This is a genomic window from Pseudomonas sp. 9.3L, assembly GCF_058536285.1.
This window is the reverse complement of the sequence record NZ_JBZUBK010000001.1, coordinates 4,282,904-4,298,538: the sequence shown is the minus strand read 5'-3', so window position 1 is coordinate 4,298,538 and position 15,635 is coordinate 4,282,904. Positions and strand designations below refer to the sequence as shown.

The 15,635-nt window shown below is 58.3% G+C and carries 14 protein-coding genes and 2 pseudogenes; 10 read left to right on the top strand and 6 right to left on the bottom strand.

The features are described 5' to 3' along the window. The first annotated feature begins 88 nt into the window (after positions 1-88). The 6 genes from AC4LE2_RS19920 to AC4LE2_RS19895 all read left to right on the top strand — a co-directional run bounded on the left by AC4LE2_RS19920 (position 89) and on the right by AC4LE2_RS19895 (position 6,515). Complete coding sequence (locus AC4LE2_RS19920; protein WP_491827719.1) at positions 89-826, top strand: fimbria/pilus periplasmic chaperone; 738 nt, start codon at positions 89-91, stop codon at positions 824-826. Positions 827-877: 51 nt separating this feature from the next. After that, a complete protein-coding gene (locus tag AC4LE2_RS19915; protein WP_491827717.1) occupies positions 878-1,348 on the top strand; it encodes a CS1 type fimbrial major subunit in 471 nt (156 codons plus the stop codon). A gap of 64 nt (positions 1,349-1,412) precedes the next feature. Further along, positions 1,413-3,932: a CS1-pili formation C-terminal domain-containing protein gene (locus AC4LE2_RS19910; RefSeq protein WP_491827715.1), complete on the top strand. Its 2,520-nt coding sequence runs from the start codon at positions 1,413-1,415 to the stop codon at positions 3,930-3,932. Next, positions 3,925-5,142, top strand: a complete 1,218-nt coding sequence (locus AC4LE2_RS19905; protein ID WP_491827713.1) for a hypothetical protein — start codon at positions 3,925-3,927, stop codon at positions 5,140-5,142. Before AC4LE2_RS19910 ends, AC4LE2_RS19905 begins: the two co-directional genes overlap by 8 nt. Next, on the top strand, positions 5,129-5,854 hold the full coding sequence (locus tag AC4LE2_RS19900) for a molecular chaperone (protein ID WP_491827711.1): 726 nt from the start codon (positions 5,129-5,131) through the stop codon (positions 5,852-5,854). The genes AC4LE2_RS19905 and AC4LE2_RS19900 overlap by 14 nt, the downstream gene beginning before the upstream one ends. Positions 5,855-5,888: 34 nt before the next feature. Next, positions 5,889-6,515: a response regulator gene (locus AC4LE2_RS19895; protein WP_491827709.1), complete on the top strand. Its 627-nt coding sequence runs from the start codon at positions 5,889-5,891 to the stop codon at positions 6,513-6,515. Positions 6,516-6,596: 81 nt separating this feature from the next. Here the strand turns inward: AC4LE2_RS19895 and AC4LE2_RS19890 are convergent, their stop codons facing one another. Both AC4LE2_RS19890 and AC4LE2_RS19885 read right to left on the bottom strand, forming a co-directional pair. Continuing rightward, positions 6,597-7,805, bottom strand: a complete 1,209-nt coding sequence (locus AC4LE2_RS19890; protein ID WP_491827707.1) for a methyltransferase — start codon at positions 7,803-7,805, stop codon at positions 6,597-6,599. Between the two features lie 2 nt (positions 7,806-7,807). After that, a complete protein-coding gene (locus tag AC4LE2_RS19885; RefSeq protein WP_491827705.1) occupies positions 7,808-8,560 on the bottom strand; it encodes a transporter substrate-binding domain-containing protein in 753 nt (250 codons plus the stop codon). Positions 8,561-9,024: 464 nt separating this feature from the next. Here AC4LE2_RS19885 and gabP point away from each other — a divergent pair, with 464 nt between their 5' ends. Continuing rightward, a complete protein-coding gene (gene gabP / locus AC4LE2_RS19880) occupies positions 9,025-10,419 on the top strand; it encodes a GABA permease (RefSeq protein ID WP_491827703.1) in 1,395 nt (464 codons plus the stop codon). Between the two features lie 75 nt (positions 10,420-10,494). Here the strand turns inward: gabP and AC4LE2_RS19875 are convergent, their stop codons facing one another. Both AC4LE2_RS19875 and AC4LE2_RS19870 read right to left on the bottom strand, forming a co-directional pair. Then, the gene (locus AC4LE2_RS19875; RefSeq protein ID WP_491827701.1) at positions 10,495-10,818 is read right to left on the bottom strand and encodes a hypothetical protein; all 324 of its coding nucleotides are present in this window, start codon (positions 10,816-10,818) and stop codon (positions 10,495-10,497) included. 114 nt (positions 10,819-10,932) lie between these two features. Then, positions 10,933-11,382, bottom strand: a complete 450-nt coding sequence (locus AC4LE2_RS19870) for a hypothetical protein (protein WP_491827699.1) — start codon at positions 11,380-11,382, stop codon at positions 10,933-10,935. 186 nt (positions 11,383-11,568) lie between these two features. Here AC4LE2_RS19870 and AC4LE2_RS19865 point away from each other — a divergent pair, with 186 nt between their 5' ends. Continuing rightward, positions 11,569-12,279 (top strand): hypothetical protein, encoded by a 711-nt coding sequence (locus tag AC4LE2_RS19865; protein WP_491827697.1) that lies wholly within the window; start codon positions 11,569-11,571, stop codon positions 12,277-12,279. 86 nt (positions 12,280-12,365) lie between these two features. On the opposite strand, the pseudogene AC4LE2_RS19860 reads toward AC4LE2_RS19865, so the two are convergent. Next, positions 12,366-12,626, bottom strand: a pseudogene (locus AC4LE2_RS19860) (IS30 family transposase); the annotation flags it as partial. A gap of 52 nt (positions 12,627-12,678) precedes the next feature. Between AC4LE2_RS19860 and AC4LE2_RS19855 the strand changes: the two are divergent. Continuing rightward, the gene (locus tag AC4LE2_RS19855) at positions 12,679-13,938 is read left to right on the top strand and encodes an IS256 family transposase (RefSeq protein WP_491823437.1); all 1,260 of its coding nucleotides are present in this window, start codon (positions 12,679-12,681) and stop codon (positions 13,936-13,938) included. A 38-nt stretch (positions 13,939-13,976) separates the two neighbouring features. Here AC4LE2_RS19855 and AC4LE2_RS19850 read toward each other — a convergent pair. Beyond that, positions 13,977-14,762, bottom strand: a pseudogene (locus AC4LE2_RS19850) (IS30 family transposase); the annotation flags it as partial. Positions 14,763-15,060: 298 nt separating this feature from the next. Here AC4LE2_RS19850 and AC4LE2_RS19845 point away from each other — a divergent pair. Continuing rightward, positions 15,061-15,285, top strand: coding sequence for a hypothetical protein (locus AC4LE2_RS19845; RefSeq protein WP_491827696.1), 225 nt, complete (start codon positions 15,061-15,063; stop codon positions 15,283-15,285). Positions 15,286-15,635 lie beyond the last annotated feature (350 nt).

Below are 15,635 nucleotides of genomic sequence, written 5' to 3'. Positions count from 1 at the left end.
GGAAAGCACCTACATGCCGCGCTGACCTGAATCCCCACAATAGCGCCTCCACAACGCCGCTTAGATTGCTGCTGGAGGCCGTCGTTCCATGCGCTTCATTTTTCTCGTTGCACTGCTGCTCGGTTTGCCTGCTGCTGTGCTGGGTGGGCCGAAGATCAGCATCGGTTCGCTCAGCGACTACATGCGGGCCGACAAGAGCGTGCTGGTCAAGCGCGTTTATAACAAAGGGAATGCCACTGCCTTCGTGAAGGTGCGTGCCTGGGAGCTGGTGCGTCAGCCAGATGGCAAGGTCAAGGAGCTGCCCCTGGACCTGGAAAGCGCCCAGGGTCGCCGCGATCTGGTGGTTAGCCCAGCACGGCTGATCATTCCCGCAGACGGGCTGCAAACCGTGCGCTTGCTGTTCAACGGCGAGCGCCAAGGCGAGCGTTATTTCCGCCTGCGCTTCAATCCGGTGTTGCCCACCGAAGGGGACGGGTTCGCGCTGACTGAACAGGAAGCCGAGGCGTACGAAGTGTCGATTTCCGGCGGCGTACAAGTGCTCGCCGGCTATGGCTCGCTGCTGTACGTGCGGCCTCGCGACGTGAGCCATCAACTGGCGGTAGACGAAGAGCCGGGGCGCTTTGTGGTGCGCAATGTGGGTAATGCCACTGCTGTACTCGACCACTTCCGCCGCTGCAATGCCGCAGGGGACGACTGCGACACCTCGGTGGTTCACCACCTTGCGCCTGGCGCGGCTCGGGTGTTTGCGAAACAGCCCCATTCCACCTACGTGTTCGAGCATCGGCGGGGCGCGCTTGCGCCGCTGCCCTACGAAATCAAGGGCTAGCCGGGCCCTTTCTTTCCGGCACACCAACTAGCAACCAGGAGCCACACTTAAATGAAATACCTCATCCTTCCCCTAGCCTTGTTCGCTGCGAGCCACGCCATGGCCGCTGATAACGAAATCCGTAAGCAGATTCAGGTCACCGCCATCGTGCCTACCGCTGCCTTTAGCGTTGTGGACGAACACGGCTGGATGAACGAAACCCAGCAAATGCCGATGGGCAACAACGGCAGTCTGGAGCGCATCACGGGCAAGCGCATGATTGTCAAAAGCACCACGGGTGCAATCTCGTTGCGGCTAGAGAACGATGCAGTGCTGACCAGCCGAGGTAACCGCATCCCGCTGACCATCAGTGCCAACGGTGTTGACTTGAGCACCACCAGCCAGGAAGTGGTGTCCGCCAGCGACGCGCTCAACCCCTTCTACATGAACATGGAAATCGCCGCAGCAGATGGCCCTTACCAGCCGGGCACCTACATGGGCTTCGTGGACATGACCTTCGAAACCCCGCTGCCTACGCCGTAAGCAGTACCGGCGGGTCGCCAGCGGCCCGCCTTTTTATTCTCTTTTCCTTGCCTGGACACGCGTTGTGTTTGCGATTAATCACATCTTGCTTTCGCTCGCCTGTGCGCTTGGCCTGGTCGCCACTGCGGCCCACGCGAGCCCGGCGCGGCCGGCTACCCTGGCCCTGATAACCCAGGCCCATGGGCTGCCCGCCGAGTTTCGTGACTATTTTTTTGATGTGCCCATTGCGGTGAAGGTGGACCTCAACGGCCACCACCTCGGCGACGCCATGCTGATGCTGAGCCGTGATGAGCGCGTACAACTGCTCAAGTATACCGATACCACTCCGGCCGACGTGTCTGCTGAGCAGCGGCAGGCGTGGCTGGAGGCGCTTGCCGAGCCTCATGCATTAGGTACCTGCACCCAGGCGTGCTCCGACGGGTTGCTGGCGTTGCACTACAGCCTCGAACGCTCACAACTGTCCATCCTTACCGCGAGTGTAGAGCGCACGAGCGAGGCGCCCAGTTTTCATACCTTGCCTGATAAAAGCGGCGGCCTGCTGCTGCGTAACCAACTAAACCTCGCGGGCAGCGAGTCCCAGATGTACGGCACCTTGGTAGCGGCCGCCACCGGCAGTGTGGGGCAATGGACCACCGTGGCCGAAGGGCAGATGGACCGCAACCGTTATGCCGGCGTTACCGAGGACCGGCATCGCCTGCGCAGCCTGTATGCCGACCACCTGGCGGGCGACCGCTTTGTGCGCGTGGGCTACTTCACCCCCAGCGTGCAAGGGCTGAGCCGTCAGCCGCGCACCCTTAATGGTCTGCCCGAGGGCACCTTGGGCGTGATGTTCGGCAGCAGCGACAGCCTCGCTATTGATAATGCCCAGCCCAGCGCCACGCCGGTGTACATCACCCCCAATCGCCCGGCCACGGTGGAGGTGTACCGGGATAACTCGCTGCTCTACAGCCAGCCCGTGCAGCCTGGGTTGCAGGCCATCGATACGCGGCCCTTGCCGGGCGGCATCTATGAAGTGGAGGTGCGGGTAGTGGAGGACGGCCAGGTCACCGCCACCAGTAACGAGTTCATCTACAAGCCGGGCAACTGGAAAAACCCCGAGCAGCGGTGGCGCTACAACGCCTACCTGGGGCAAGGCCGCGAACTGTTCAGTGACTGGGACAGCGACCGGAGCGAAGGCATGAATGCGGGTCTTATCGCCAACTACCTGCTGCACCCTCAAGCCATTCTTGGCGTGTCGGTGGAACGGGTAGATCAGCTCATGCAATACGGCCTGTCCCTCGATGCCGAGCTGAGCCAGGGCGTGCGGCTGTACAGCAACCTCTTCCGTACCCAGGAGCGCGGCAATGGCTTGGATGTGCAGGCCATCTACAATTACTCAGCCGGCAACCTGGTGCTGAGTCACACCCGCTCGTGGTTGTACGTTCACGACATCGACCGTCGCGTACCGGGCTTCTATAGCCCGCGTCGTCGCTGGGAAGTGCGGGAGAACGCGCAAACCTCCCTGAGCTGGCAGCACCGCTTTACTGCCCGAGGCACCGGCGTGGCGCGGTTGACCCATGAAACCGGGCCTGCCAGTGGCGCGGGTATTGACCTGTCTTGGGTGCAGCGCAGCCTGCTGCTGGGGTCGGAGGCCTACTGGCGCTTTTCTGTATTCGACCGGCCCGGCAGCGACAGCACAGGCAACCACCGCAGCCGAGGCGTGGATGTAAGCCTCACGGTAGCCCTGGGTGGCGCTGGCGATCGGGTATCCGGCTCGCTGGGCAGCCGCACCAACCGCGACGGCGGCCGCGAGCAAACCGCCTCGCTCAATTACCAGCACCAGCTGAACGGCCCCACCGTTCGTAGTCTGACGGGCACCCTGAACAGTGACAGCTACGGCGTAGGCGTAGGCGGGCGGGTGGACTTCCTCAGCCCTGTGGTGGCGGGCGACCTGTATGTGCAGTCTTCGTCCTACAACGGTGAGTTGGGCGGCGGGCTGAACCTGAGCAACACCGTGGCATTGGGGCATGGGCACCTGGCCGCCAGTGGCAACTTCAGTGCATACCATGCCGGCATGATCGTAGACGTGGACAGCGACCTCACCGAGGTGGAGCTGCGCACCTACGATGGCCATGGCGTGACCGGCCTGCTGCATCCCGGGCGCAATGTGATTCCGCTCACCCCCTACCAGCCTGGGCGGGTGCGCTTCGACCTGCGTGGCGAAGGCGCACACCCCGCCGTGGTGGTGCCGCAGGTGGCGGACTATCACCTGAACAAAGGCGCGGTGGGTTACCAGAAGGTGCGGGTGATGCGCACCGTTACCGTGATCGGCCGGCTGCTCGACGAGCGCGGCCGGCCACTGCCCGGCGCCATGGTGGCCAACCACGCCAGCCGCAGCGTAAGCGAGGCGGACGGGTTCTTTGCGGTGGAGATGAGCCATGCCACGCCCAGCCTGGAAGTGCGCCTGCAAGGCAAGCGTCGCTGCCTGGTCAACGTGGACCCGCAACGCGCCCAGCGTGATCAGGACGTGCTGCTGGTAGGCGACCTTACGTGCAACCAAACCACCGTCGCCGGCCGCGTGGCCCAGGAGAAACCCGATGTGTAATCGCTGGATCGCGCGCATTAGAGAACGCCGTTCATACCGCGCCCCGCTGTGCCTGTTGCTGTGGCTGGGCATGATGAGCGCCAATGCGGCCACGGTCGACATTAGCGCCGCCTATAAGCCCTCGCGTGGCGCCGAGGGCTTTAAGAACACCACGCCCCCTTCAGGTTTTTGTACCGAATTCGGCGGCTGCGGCGACCAGGTGTTTTCGGTGGCGCTGCCTATTGAGTACGAGCGCAAGGTATTGGCGGGCGCGGCCCCGCTGCCTCAGCGCTGGTCCCTGCAAACCCCTCGGGAAACCACGGTAAACATGGTCTCGGAACGGGGCCACACCGCGTCCATCAAGTTGCAGATCACCCATGTGGCGCAAGTGCTGAGCAGCCCTGGCGTGCAAGGCAAAGCGCTACCAGGGTTTGACCGAAGCGCCGGCGGGGGCTGCGATTACGTGTCCCCTTATGGCGGCGACGGCGGCGCGCGGGTGGGCTTTATCTGGCGCGTGGCGGCGCCGCTGTCGCCGGGCGTGTGTTACCCGGCCTCTTCGGGTACGGAGTCGCCACATGAAGTGGAGATCTCTGCGCGGTCATTTTCAGTCGGCTACAAACTGATCACGCCAGCCCCGCATACCCTGAAAGGCGGCCTGTACCGAGGCAGCGTGACCTTTAGCGTAGGGGAAGCGGGTGACTTTGGCCTGGGTAGCCAAGTGAGCAGCCTAAGCACCGGCAGTGTGACCTTTAACATTACCTTGGATGTGCAGCATGAACTCGTGCTGGATTTCCCAGCTGGCTCCGACCATGTAGTGCTTGAGCCAACAGGCACTACTTGGGAAGAGTGGCAGGCCGGGGGAAGAGCGCCTTCCAATATGCGAAGAACGGTGCCGTTTCGCATTTCAGCTTCTGGGCCTTTTACTGTGACGCTGCGCTGTGACGACAGCGCAGGTTGCTCACTTCGCAACATACGTACTCAAGAACCCATCGGGCTGCTGTTGTATCTCACCATGCCACTGCTTATAACCGCAGATAATGGAAGGCCTTACAGAGACGTATGGCTAACCAATAACAGAGTAGACGTGCTCACAGTGTCGCAGCCTGTGATCGATCAACTAGGTAATGTTTCGATAGGGATCGATTCAAACAGTTTTGCAAATGTCGTTTTGAAAAAACCTGGAGAAACCTACACCGGCACGTTTACATTGGTGTTCGATGCGCAGATATAAAGCCCTGCTTCGCCATGGATTAATGAACCTGGCGATTTGCAGCAACCTCGTCTGGGCCGCACCAGAGTTGCAGTTGGACACCTTTTACAATTACCTGGCACCGCAGCAGGCCACCTTTGTAAAGCGCATACACAACCGAGGCGACCAAGCTGCGTTTGTAACCGTCGAAGTTGCAGAAGTACATTACGGCGCTCAGGGCGCCCCTACCGAACAGCACCTTGAAGGTAATAACCGGGCGCTGATCGCAAGCCCTGGCCGATTAATCATTCCCGCCCAAGGCAGCCGGGATGTGCGGGTAATCTACAGCGGCCCCCGTGCCGTGGAGCGCTACTTCCGTCTGCGTTTCGTGCCGTTATTACCTACGGCTGATGAGTTGTCTGATTTATCCCCCACCGAGCGCCGCGGCTACCGAGACGCCAGTAGCGCCCAAGCCGTAGTGCTCAAAGCGCTGGGTGGTTTATTGCTGGTCCACCCAGCGCCGCCGCACTTCAGTACAGAAGTGGAGCAGGGCCAGGGCTGGGGGCGAGTGAGTAATGCCGGAAATACAACCGTACGCCTTGAGTCTTTTACCTGGTGTTCTACCGAGCAGGCGTGTGAGCAAACCAGAACGGTTCATGTACGGCCCGGCACCGTGTTCGAGCAGCGAAGCCCCTCTAAGTTTGTGCGCTTTACCCTCGTTGAAGGCAGCGCACACCATCACTACACGCCATAGATTGGAGTGCCCATCACAGAGAAAGGAGACGCCCATGCCGAACGCGCTGATTGTGGATGATCAGCCCTATATTCGGGCCACTGTGGAGCAGGTACTCAGGGAGGAGGGCTTTAACGCTATCGCTCATGCCAGCGATGGCGTACAAGCGTTGGCGTTGGCACGAAAGTTACGGCCTCGGCTGATCGTGCTGGAAATAGCCCTTCCGTTATTGGACGGTATTGAGGTTATCCAGCGGGTAAGGGGCTTGGGTTTTCCGGTACATATGCTGGTGTTGACCAGCTATCCACCTGAATACAGCGCCGAGCGCTGCCTTAAAGCTGGCGCGGCGGGCTTTCTGTGCAAGACCAATACACCCGAAGAGTTTCGCAATGCTGTTCGCACAGTTAACGCCGGGTTTATTTTCTTTCCCAATGTACGCAGTCACCAAGACGGCCCTGGTTTAAGCGATGCGGGTGAGCGTGAGCGTATTGCTAGGTTGTCCGCCAGGGAGATAGCCGTCTTGCGCTATTTAGCCGTGGGGTTTAACAACATCCAAATTGGTGAAGCCCTGTTATTGAGTAACAAGACCGTCAGCGCCTATAAATCTAGGTTAGTGGCCAAGCTCAAGGTTAAGTCGGTGGTAGGCCTTGCAGAACTGGCCCGCAGGCATCAGTTGATTTAAAGCTATTCACAAGGGCCGTTAACTGTGATGTGCATACAGGCCGCAGGGCTGCTGCTGATTGCCCAAAGCTTTTGCACAGAGTTATCCACAGGTTGTGTATTCCGCGACGATCAATAGATTGCGAGGTGTGATGGTTGGCGCACAGAACGTACCCAGCCGCGCTTGGTAGCCTTGCTCTGTGAGCCAGAGTGCGCGGTCCAAGGCCAGCCACAGCTCCAAAGGCCGCCTGAAGAGTGCGCGCGCTAGCTCCAGGTTGCGTACTTCGGCCAGCCGTACCCAGCCTTGAGCTTCGAGGCCTGGCCAGTCAATCACGCTAGGTAACGGGATGCCTTTCAACTCGGCCAGGTAGCGGCAGTAGGCATCGAAGGGTTGTGCCAGCCAGCTCACCGGAAGGGACGGCGTGGGCAAGTAGTCATCAGTCTGGCGCAGGCGGCGTTGCAGCAGGTCAAAGCCCAGGCGGCGGGCCATGGAGGTATCACGCTGCCGGAGCACACGGGTGCCAGCAGTCACCGCTTCGCTGGCCGTCAGGGCCAGGTCTTCCCGGCTAAGCGCCAGCCCTGTACGTTGGCCTAAATCACACAACGCCCTGTAGTGCGCTGACTGCGTACGGTTATAGCAGCAAGGCGCCACGGCCATGGCGCGGCAACCAGCTACCACCGCGCGCTCCAGCAACCGCACGTGTAAATCCCCGCAGGCATGTAAGGCCACAGACGTGCTATTGCCTGGCAACGCCAGAGTATTTTCCATCACGTCGACACAGCGGTGCTCGGCGGTGAGGCCTTGACGGTCGCTCAACGCTTGGCCGTCGGCCACCAAGGCGGGGTCGTATTCATAGCAGCTCAGTGCTTGGCCCCCTACGCTCGCCAGATAACGGCCCAAATGGCCTTTACCCGCGCACCAGTCCAGCCAGTGAACAGGTGGCTGTTGAAAGTGCAGGTGCTGCGCAAATGCTTTGATTTGCTGCCATTTTCGGCCGGGTACGTCTCGTTCCTCATGCCTGGGCACCTGGGGGGCATTCCGGTTGGATAACGGCCCCAGGGTGCTGAGGGCTTCCGCTTCGCTGGCTAATGCAGGGAAGGGCGCGGGTGCCGCGAGATCGACCGGGCAGCGCAGGCCCTGTTCCGCTTGAGCCAGGCTGCGCTTGCGCAGCCAACGCGCCAATTGTGGGTGGGTAGCTTCCCAAGGCAAGCGCACATGCGTGAACGGTCGAGGCTTCCACAAGGCTTCATTAGCCTTCAGAAAAGTGCCCAGTGCCTGAAAGCGCGCCGCCAGCTGCTCGCCTTCAAGCATGGTTAACGAATGCTGAAGGGGAAGTACTTGTCGTTGATCTTCTTAAAGGTGCCATCAAGCAGAATATCTTTAAGGGCGAGGTTCAAGTGGGTGCGCAACGGGTCGTTCAGGCGGGTGGCAATTGCGATCTGATCACCGTCCTGGACGGGTTCACCCTTGAGTTCGAAGCCTTTGCCTGGGTCTGTGCGCAGCCACTCATAGGCGCTGTATTTATCACACAGGGCGCCGTCCAGTTGGCCGTTGGCCAACGCTACATAGAGTTCATCCTGGGTCTGGAAGGTTTGCACGATGGCCACATCCGCCGCATTGGCCTGCAGCCAGGTGGCAGCCAACGTGCCTTCTTGCGCCCCAAGGGTCTTGCCCATGAAGGTGCCCGGCGCGCCGGTCAGGTCGCTGCTCTGGGCGGCAAGAAACTGCAGCTTGTTGATGTAGTAGGGGTCGGTAAAGTCGACCAACTGCTTGCGCTCCTCGGTGATGGAAAGGGAAGAAATCAAAAAGTCGAATTCGTTGTTATTCAGCGCAGGGATCAGGTTTTCGAAGTCGGTGGTAACGATCTCGCACTCCACCTTCATCTTGGCGCACAGGGCGGCACCGATGTCGGCGTCAAACCCTACCACCTGGCCGCTTGCATCCGTGTCGTTAAACGGCGGGTGGCCACCCTCCATGCCCATACGCAGCTTGCCTACCGCCTGCGCTGAAGATGCGCAGGCCAGGGCTAACACGCAAGCCAATAGTGAACTGAACAGTCGAGCCATGTAGCAAACTCCATTTACCAGGTGAGGACAACCCGCAGGCCGCCGCGAGCCGTCGTGCCTTCGACAACTGTTATCGGTCAAACATCACGTCACCACAGGGGTGCTTCTCTATTTATTTTGCGTCAGCGCATGTGCAGGGGTTACTTGGTATCACTCCAAAAAGCTGAATCGTTTAGGCCGGTTGCACCCTTTTCGTACCAAAGGTGTTACCAAATGCACAAAAATAGAGCGTTTTGAACGTGTTGGAATGAGTAATCCGGTAATGGTTACTGATGCCTGCGACAAAAAGTCATATTGCTCAACGGTTTGTTATTAGGCTGCAACCCCTGCATGGGCAGAGCTCTGTAAGATTTTGCATCAATTTGGCGCGCATCTTGCCTTTCATTGCCCACGGCGCGTTGCCTGCCCCTGCGCAAGTAACTGGGCTGTCGCCGACAAAGATCGCTTTCTAGGAAGGTTTACCTATGAGCAGTATTCAAAATGCCGGTGGGCTTGCCCAAGGGCTCAAACAGCGCCACGTCACAATGCTTTCGATTGCGGGCGTTATCGGTGCAGGGTTATTCGTAGGTTCCAGCCATGCCATTGCCACGGCAGGCCCGGCAGTGCTGCTGGCGTATGCCGCTGCTGGCACGCTGGTGGTGCTGGTGATGCGAATGCTGGGCGAAATGGCCGTTGCTTCACCTGATACAGGTTCATTCTCCACCTACGCCGACCGCGCCATCGGCCATTGGGCAGGCTTTACCATTGGCTGGCTGTACTGGTGGTTCTGGGTACTGGTGATTCCGTTGGAAGCCAACGCTGCCGCTGCCATCTTGCATGCCTGGATTCCAGGGGTTCAGGTCTGGGTATTCGCGTTGATCATTACTGCGGTGCTTACGGTGACCAACCTGTTCAGCGTGAAGAACTACGGTGAATTCGAGTTCTGGTTCGCGCTGGTCAAAGTCATCGCCATCGTAGCCTTCATTGCCATCGGACTTGGCGCAGTGTTTGGCTTCGTGCCTGGTAGCCAGGTAAGCGGTATCAGCCATGTAACCGACACCCAGGGCTTTATGCCGAACGGCTTGAGCGCGGTCATTGCGGCCATGCTCACCACCATGTTCTCGTTCATGGGTACGGAAATCGTCACCATTGCGGCGGCAGAGTCCCGTAACCCGGGCCAGCAGATCTCCAAGGCCACCAATTCAGTGATCTGGCGTATCTGCCTGTTCTACTTGCTGTCCATCTTCCTGGTGGTTGCCTTGGTGCCTTGGAATGACCCTGGGCTAATAGAGTTGGGTTCTTATCAAACCGTGCTTAACCGCATTGGCGTGCCCAATGCCAAGTTGATCGTGGACATCGTAGTGTTGATCGCGGTAACCAGTTGCTTGAACTCGGCCCTCTATACCTCGTCGCGCATGTTGTTCTCCCTGAGCAAGCGCGGTGATGCACCCAAGATGGCCCAGCGCACCTCGCGTGCAGGCACGCCCTACATCGCCGTGATTCTCTCCACGGCTGCGGCGTTCCTGGCTACCTTCGCCAACTACGTTGCTCCCGCAGCAGTGTTTGACTTCCTGCTGGCCAGTTCTGGCGCCATTGCACTGTTGGTGTACTTGGTAATCGCCTTCTCGCAGTTGCGCATGCGTCGCCAGGCCGAAGCGCGTGGGGAGAAGCTGACCTTCAAGATGTGGGCATTCCCGGGCCTTACGTACCTGGTAATCGTGTTCATTATCGGTGTATTGACCGAAATGGCCTTGGGTGAAGATCACCGCGTGGAGATCATCGCGACTGGCCTGTTGACCGTTGCCGTGGTTGCCGCTGGCCTGATCGTAGCCCGCCGTCGTAAGTTGGCAGGCCAACCTCATGTAGCCTTGAGCAACTGATTACAGCCTGTATACGCTAAAACGAGAAGGCCGCCACCTGCGAGGGTAGCGGCCTTTTTCGTAAGCAGGCTGCGATTACCAGCGTGGCCCTGCGCCGTGTTGCTGATAACCGCCGTACTGGGGTGGCGGAGCAGGGCGGTAATGTACCGGGCGTGGCGCGGGCTGGTAATAGACGGCCTGCGGTGCCGGCTGGTAGTACACGGGCTGCGCTGGGCCGCGTGCGTGGTCACGATGATGATGCCCGTCGCTCTGCAAACTGCCCGCGATCAATGCGCCAACAGCCGCACCGGCAATGATCGGCACCACGAGGTTGCGCTCATCTGCCGAGGCAGTGCCTGTGACGCCAGCACCTACCAGGCAGGTGGAAAGAAGCAAAGCCTTGGTCCACTTCGTAAACATGGTGTCTCCTCAAGGCGCCGGTTCAGAGTGCGCCATGGCCCTATGAAACACCGGCGCTCTGTAAAGCGCTGTCTACGGAGGGTAAAGATTGGGTAAGGCTGCGCTAAGCGTCGTTCAGGCTGCGGGGCGGTTGGCGATCTCTTCTGCCGCTGCCTGGTACACCTCAATGAATTCGGGCGTTTCCATCCGAGCAAGCGCGTCGTCTTCGCTCAGCCCCTGGTGTTTTTCGTAATACGCCACCCACAGCGAGATAATCAGGTCTTCCACGTCGCTTTGCGCGTAGTTGTCGATCACCAGCGCCAGCGGCGAATCTTCGAGGAAGGTGGTACACACCGCCTGCAAGCCCTGCGGCTCTGCCTGGGCCATGGCGTCGAACAGGTCATCGAACGCGCCAATTTCCATGCCGCCCTCGAAGAACTCCTCCATGCTGATGGTCTCGGGAGACAACGCATCGGGGTTCTTCGGTGCGGGTGCGTCAGTCACGTTGTTACGCTGGATACGGTTCTCACGCGCCTTGGCGGAGGCGCGTTTCTTGTTCTTCTGCTGTTTGCGGGGCGAAGACATGAGGGGGGGCTCCTTAGGGGCGGGGTTCGTTGAACGTCTGTAAGCCTATTGAAATCAAAGACTTATAAAAGCGTCGTTGAAATGAAGTGTACCTATGCAGCGAGCGTGCATACAAGGTACGTTTGGCAACGATTCCATAGGCGTTGGCGGTAGGCGCTACTAGAGGATTCTCCTATACTCCAGCGCATGAAAACCTTAACCCTCGTACTCGACGGTACCTCACCTGACAAGCTCTCTATGGCGCGTTTGGCTGAGTACCTGCAGGCGTTTTCCGCATTGCTAGGTTCTGCAGATCATGTGCATTTCCATGCGGTAACCGATGGGTCGGCGCGCTTGAACGTTCGTGTGGAAGACAGCGAATATTCTAATGTACTGCAACATGCGCAAGCGGCCACGAACAGTCAGGGTTCCGTAAGCGCTAAAAGGGCGTATCGGCAACTGGTGGTCTTGATGGAAGCCGACCACGTAGAAGGCCTCCTCTTGTCAGGCGATATTCAAATAATAGCGTTCCCCACTGCCCAGCCCATCGAGTCCCCTATGGTTATTAGTAAACAAGGCAGTGTTCAGGGGCGCCTGTACCTTGTGGGTGGGAAGGATGAAAGAGTTCCGGTTCGCTTGGAGGGCGCCTCAGGGGAAACCCTGTTGTGTGAGGTAAGTCTTGTCCTAGCAGAGCAACTTGGCGGACTCCTGTTCAAGCACGTTCGTCTGTACGGTGAAGGCGAATGGGAGCGTCATGCGAAAGGGGGGTGGCGTTTGAAAAAGCTCCACGCTCATTCTTTTGATAGGTTAGAGCACGTTTCAGTTAGAGAAGGTGTAGAGGCGCTTAGAGCGATTACGGCGGGGGTATGGATAGATAAAGAGGATCCCCACGAGGCTATCCAGAACTCAAGGGGTTAGCGTGCGTTTAGTACTTGATTCGAACGTCCTTTTACAAATTTTCGGTAGCCTAAAGCCGGCGGTTGCCAAGGCTGAGTGCAACACAGCTATTGAGTTAAGGAGGGGGGCTGGTGATGCTTAGCCATCATAGCCGTCATCATTTCAATGGGGCATTTGTAATCAAATCGCTGACGCGGACGGATGTTCAACTGGTACGCAATGGCATCCAGTTGCTCCTGACTTACACCTGACAGATCGGCTCCCTTAGGCAAATACTGGCGGATCGATCCGTTAATGTTTTCGTTGCTGCCCCGCTGCCAAGGGCTGTGCGGGTCGCAGAAGTAGATCGCCACGCCAGTGCGCTGGGTGGGACTGTCAGAAATTTTGTGTTCGGGCATAACATGAGCGAAAGGAGCCTGTATGCCGACCAAAAAGAAACCTGCGCGCCAACCACTGAGAGATCTGCCCAAAATCCCGAAAGAGCTGCTTGAGTCTTTCGGTGAAGGGTTGATGACCGCTGATGCCATCGAGATGGCCTCTGCGGCGTTTAAGAAAGCCTTGATCGAGCGCGCCCTGAGTGCCGAACTGGGTCACCATCTGGGCTATCCATCGGGCGCGCAGCGGCCGGAGGATGAAACCAACCAGCGCAATGGTAAAAGCGGCAAGACGGTTCTAACCGGCGATGGTCCGATTCGGCTGGAGATTCCGCGTGATCGAGATGGCAGTTTCTCCCCCATCCTGATTCCCAAGCACGAGCGCCGTTACACCGGTTTTGACGACAAGATCATCGCCATGTATGCCCGTGGCATGACCGTCAGAGAGATCCGTGCGTTTCTTTGCGAGCAGTACGGCACGGACGTGTCGCCGGACTTCATCAGCTCTGTAACTGACGAGGTCATGGCAGAGATCGGCGCGTGGCAACAGCGGCCCCTGGAGCCGATGTATCCCGTTATTTTCTTCGATGCCCTGCGGGTCAAAATCCGTGAAGAGGGGCTGGTCCGTAACAAGGCGATCTACCTGGCGCTGGGTGTATTGCCCAACGGAACCCGCGATATCCTTGGCATCTGGATCGAAACCACGGAAGGCGCCAAGTTTTGGATGAAGGTCTTCAACGATCTCAGGACACGGGGCGTCGAAGACGTGTTGATCGCGGTGACGGATGGCCTCAAAGGCATGCCAGAGGCCCTCAGCGCCGTGTTTCCAGAGACGACGTTGCAGACCTGCATTGTTCATTTAATCCGCAACAGCCTTGATTACGCGGCCTGGGATAAGCGCCGCGAATTGGCCAAGGCGCTTAAGCCGATCTATCAGGCAGTCACCGCCGAAGCGGCCGAGCAAGCGCTGGATGCCTTTGAACAGGGGCCCTGGGGCAAGCAGTACCCCACGGTCGTGGCGGCTTGGCGACGCGCGTGGGATCGAGTGATTCCATTCTTTGTGTTCCCGCCTGCCATCCGAAAAGTGATCTATACGACCAACGCCATCGAGAGCATCAATGCGCAGTTGCGTAAGATCATTAAAACCCGTGGTCACTTCCCGACCGACGAGGCCGCAACCAAACTGATCTGGCTGGGGTTACGCAATATCACGGCCAAATGGGGCAACGCAGCCCATGATTGGAAAAGCGCGATGAATCAGTTCGCGGTTCTGTACGGAGATCGATTTATCAGGCCGACCTGGTAAAGCATGGCTTGCCTAACGGCAGGCCGTTACCGGCCCGCACACAAAAAATCTGACAGGCCCCGCTGGGTGATTTCAGCGTGCCGCGCCATTTCACGACCCCTGTCATACGTCAGCGTTTTACGCGCCGCCAGTGGCATACGATTCAATGCCGCACTAAAGCCCTCAACAGCCGAGGTGGCCGTCGCATCGTTCATCCTGACCAGCATCAGATAGCCTGTACTTCGCTCCACCAGGGTCCCGACAGCCGATGCATTGGCCTTGCCCTTTATGAGATCGCCTTCCCAATGGCCCGGCATTTGCCGATCCTCTACCTCTGGCGGTCGTACGTGAATGCTGACCAGATCAGGGATTTGACCGCGCCGGTCAACACCGCCAGACCGTGGGCGCCTGGTGGTGTTGCCTTGGCGAAGGCAGATGATCAGTTCCTTGCGAAGCTCGCCCACTGGCAGCGCATAGATGGCGTTGTAGATGGTCTCGCGACAGACGAAGGTGTCTTCAAAGTTAGGAAATTCCATGGACCTGAGCTTGCCTGCAATTTGCTGTGGGGAAAAGCGTTGTCGCAACAGATAGACCACAAGATCGAACAGGTCGCTGCCTGGGACCAGCTTTAGCGCAGGGCGGCAGACCTGGCGGCGAGAGCGCATGTGTTGCTGGGCTTGGCTGGCTGAATAGCGATGAGCGGTCAGACTGTTGCGGCGCACTTCGCGGCTGATGGTCGAAGGGCTTCGGTCGAGCATCCTGGCAATGGCCCTCAGGCTCAGGCCCTGAAGAGTGCCTATTTGGATGGTCACGCGTTCTTCGATGTTGAGCTCTTGATAGGACATAGGCATACCGTACCGGAAAGGTCAGGTGTTGCACTCAGTTTTTGCCGCTATCGCCTGATTCAGTTCTGAATGATCCCCGTACAGGAGCGCTTGTTACCAGGCTGTCTGCCCGTGCAGAGGCTTTGGTTAATGCAGTCAATGCAGCAAATGGGCACATACTTATCCCCACACCTGTACTCACAGAACTCTTCATTGGGCTGAAGCCCGATCAGGTAGGGAAATACACGGCGCGATAAAAGCTCATTCTTGTTTTGAGATCGTCGGATTCGATGAGCTAGCGGCTATAGAGTGTGCCTTGATGGTCACTGAGCAAGAAATCAAAAACCTAGACCCCACCGCCACCAAGGCAAAACTGAGATTCGACCGACAGATTCTCGCTATCGCGATAGCAAATAACGCAGAAGAAATTTGGACTCATGACAGGCAACTGCTTGCGAAAGCAGAAAGTTTGGATATGCGGGTCAAAAGCCTTGCTGATATTGAGCCAGCACCGGTGCAACTTGAGGTGGATTGGTCTACGTAGGCTTTGTAGGGCTTGCGTCTGGCAGTTGCGTTTGTAAGAAGCACCTATGGCCTAAAAGTAAGAATTTGCGTTCTTGAAGATCCACCGGCGTAAGTGGTAAGCCCTGGTGCGGCCATTTTGGTGAGTTACAACATAACGTCGTATACAAGCACACCCTACGTACTCATGCGCCACGCGTTACGGATTCCAGATAACAAAAAAACCCTGAACCTTTCGATTCAGGGGTTTGGAAGTAATGGTGCAGGGACGGGATCGAAAAAATCCCCACAGCCGCCGTGATTAATGGCATTGATACGGTTTGATAGGCGCTATACCCCCATTTGTACCCCTAAACTGAAAAGCACTATGTA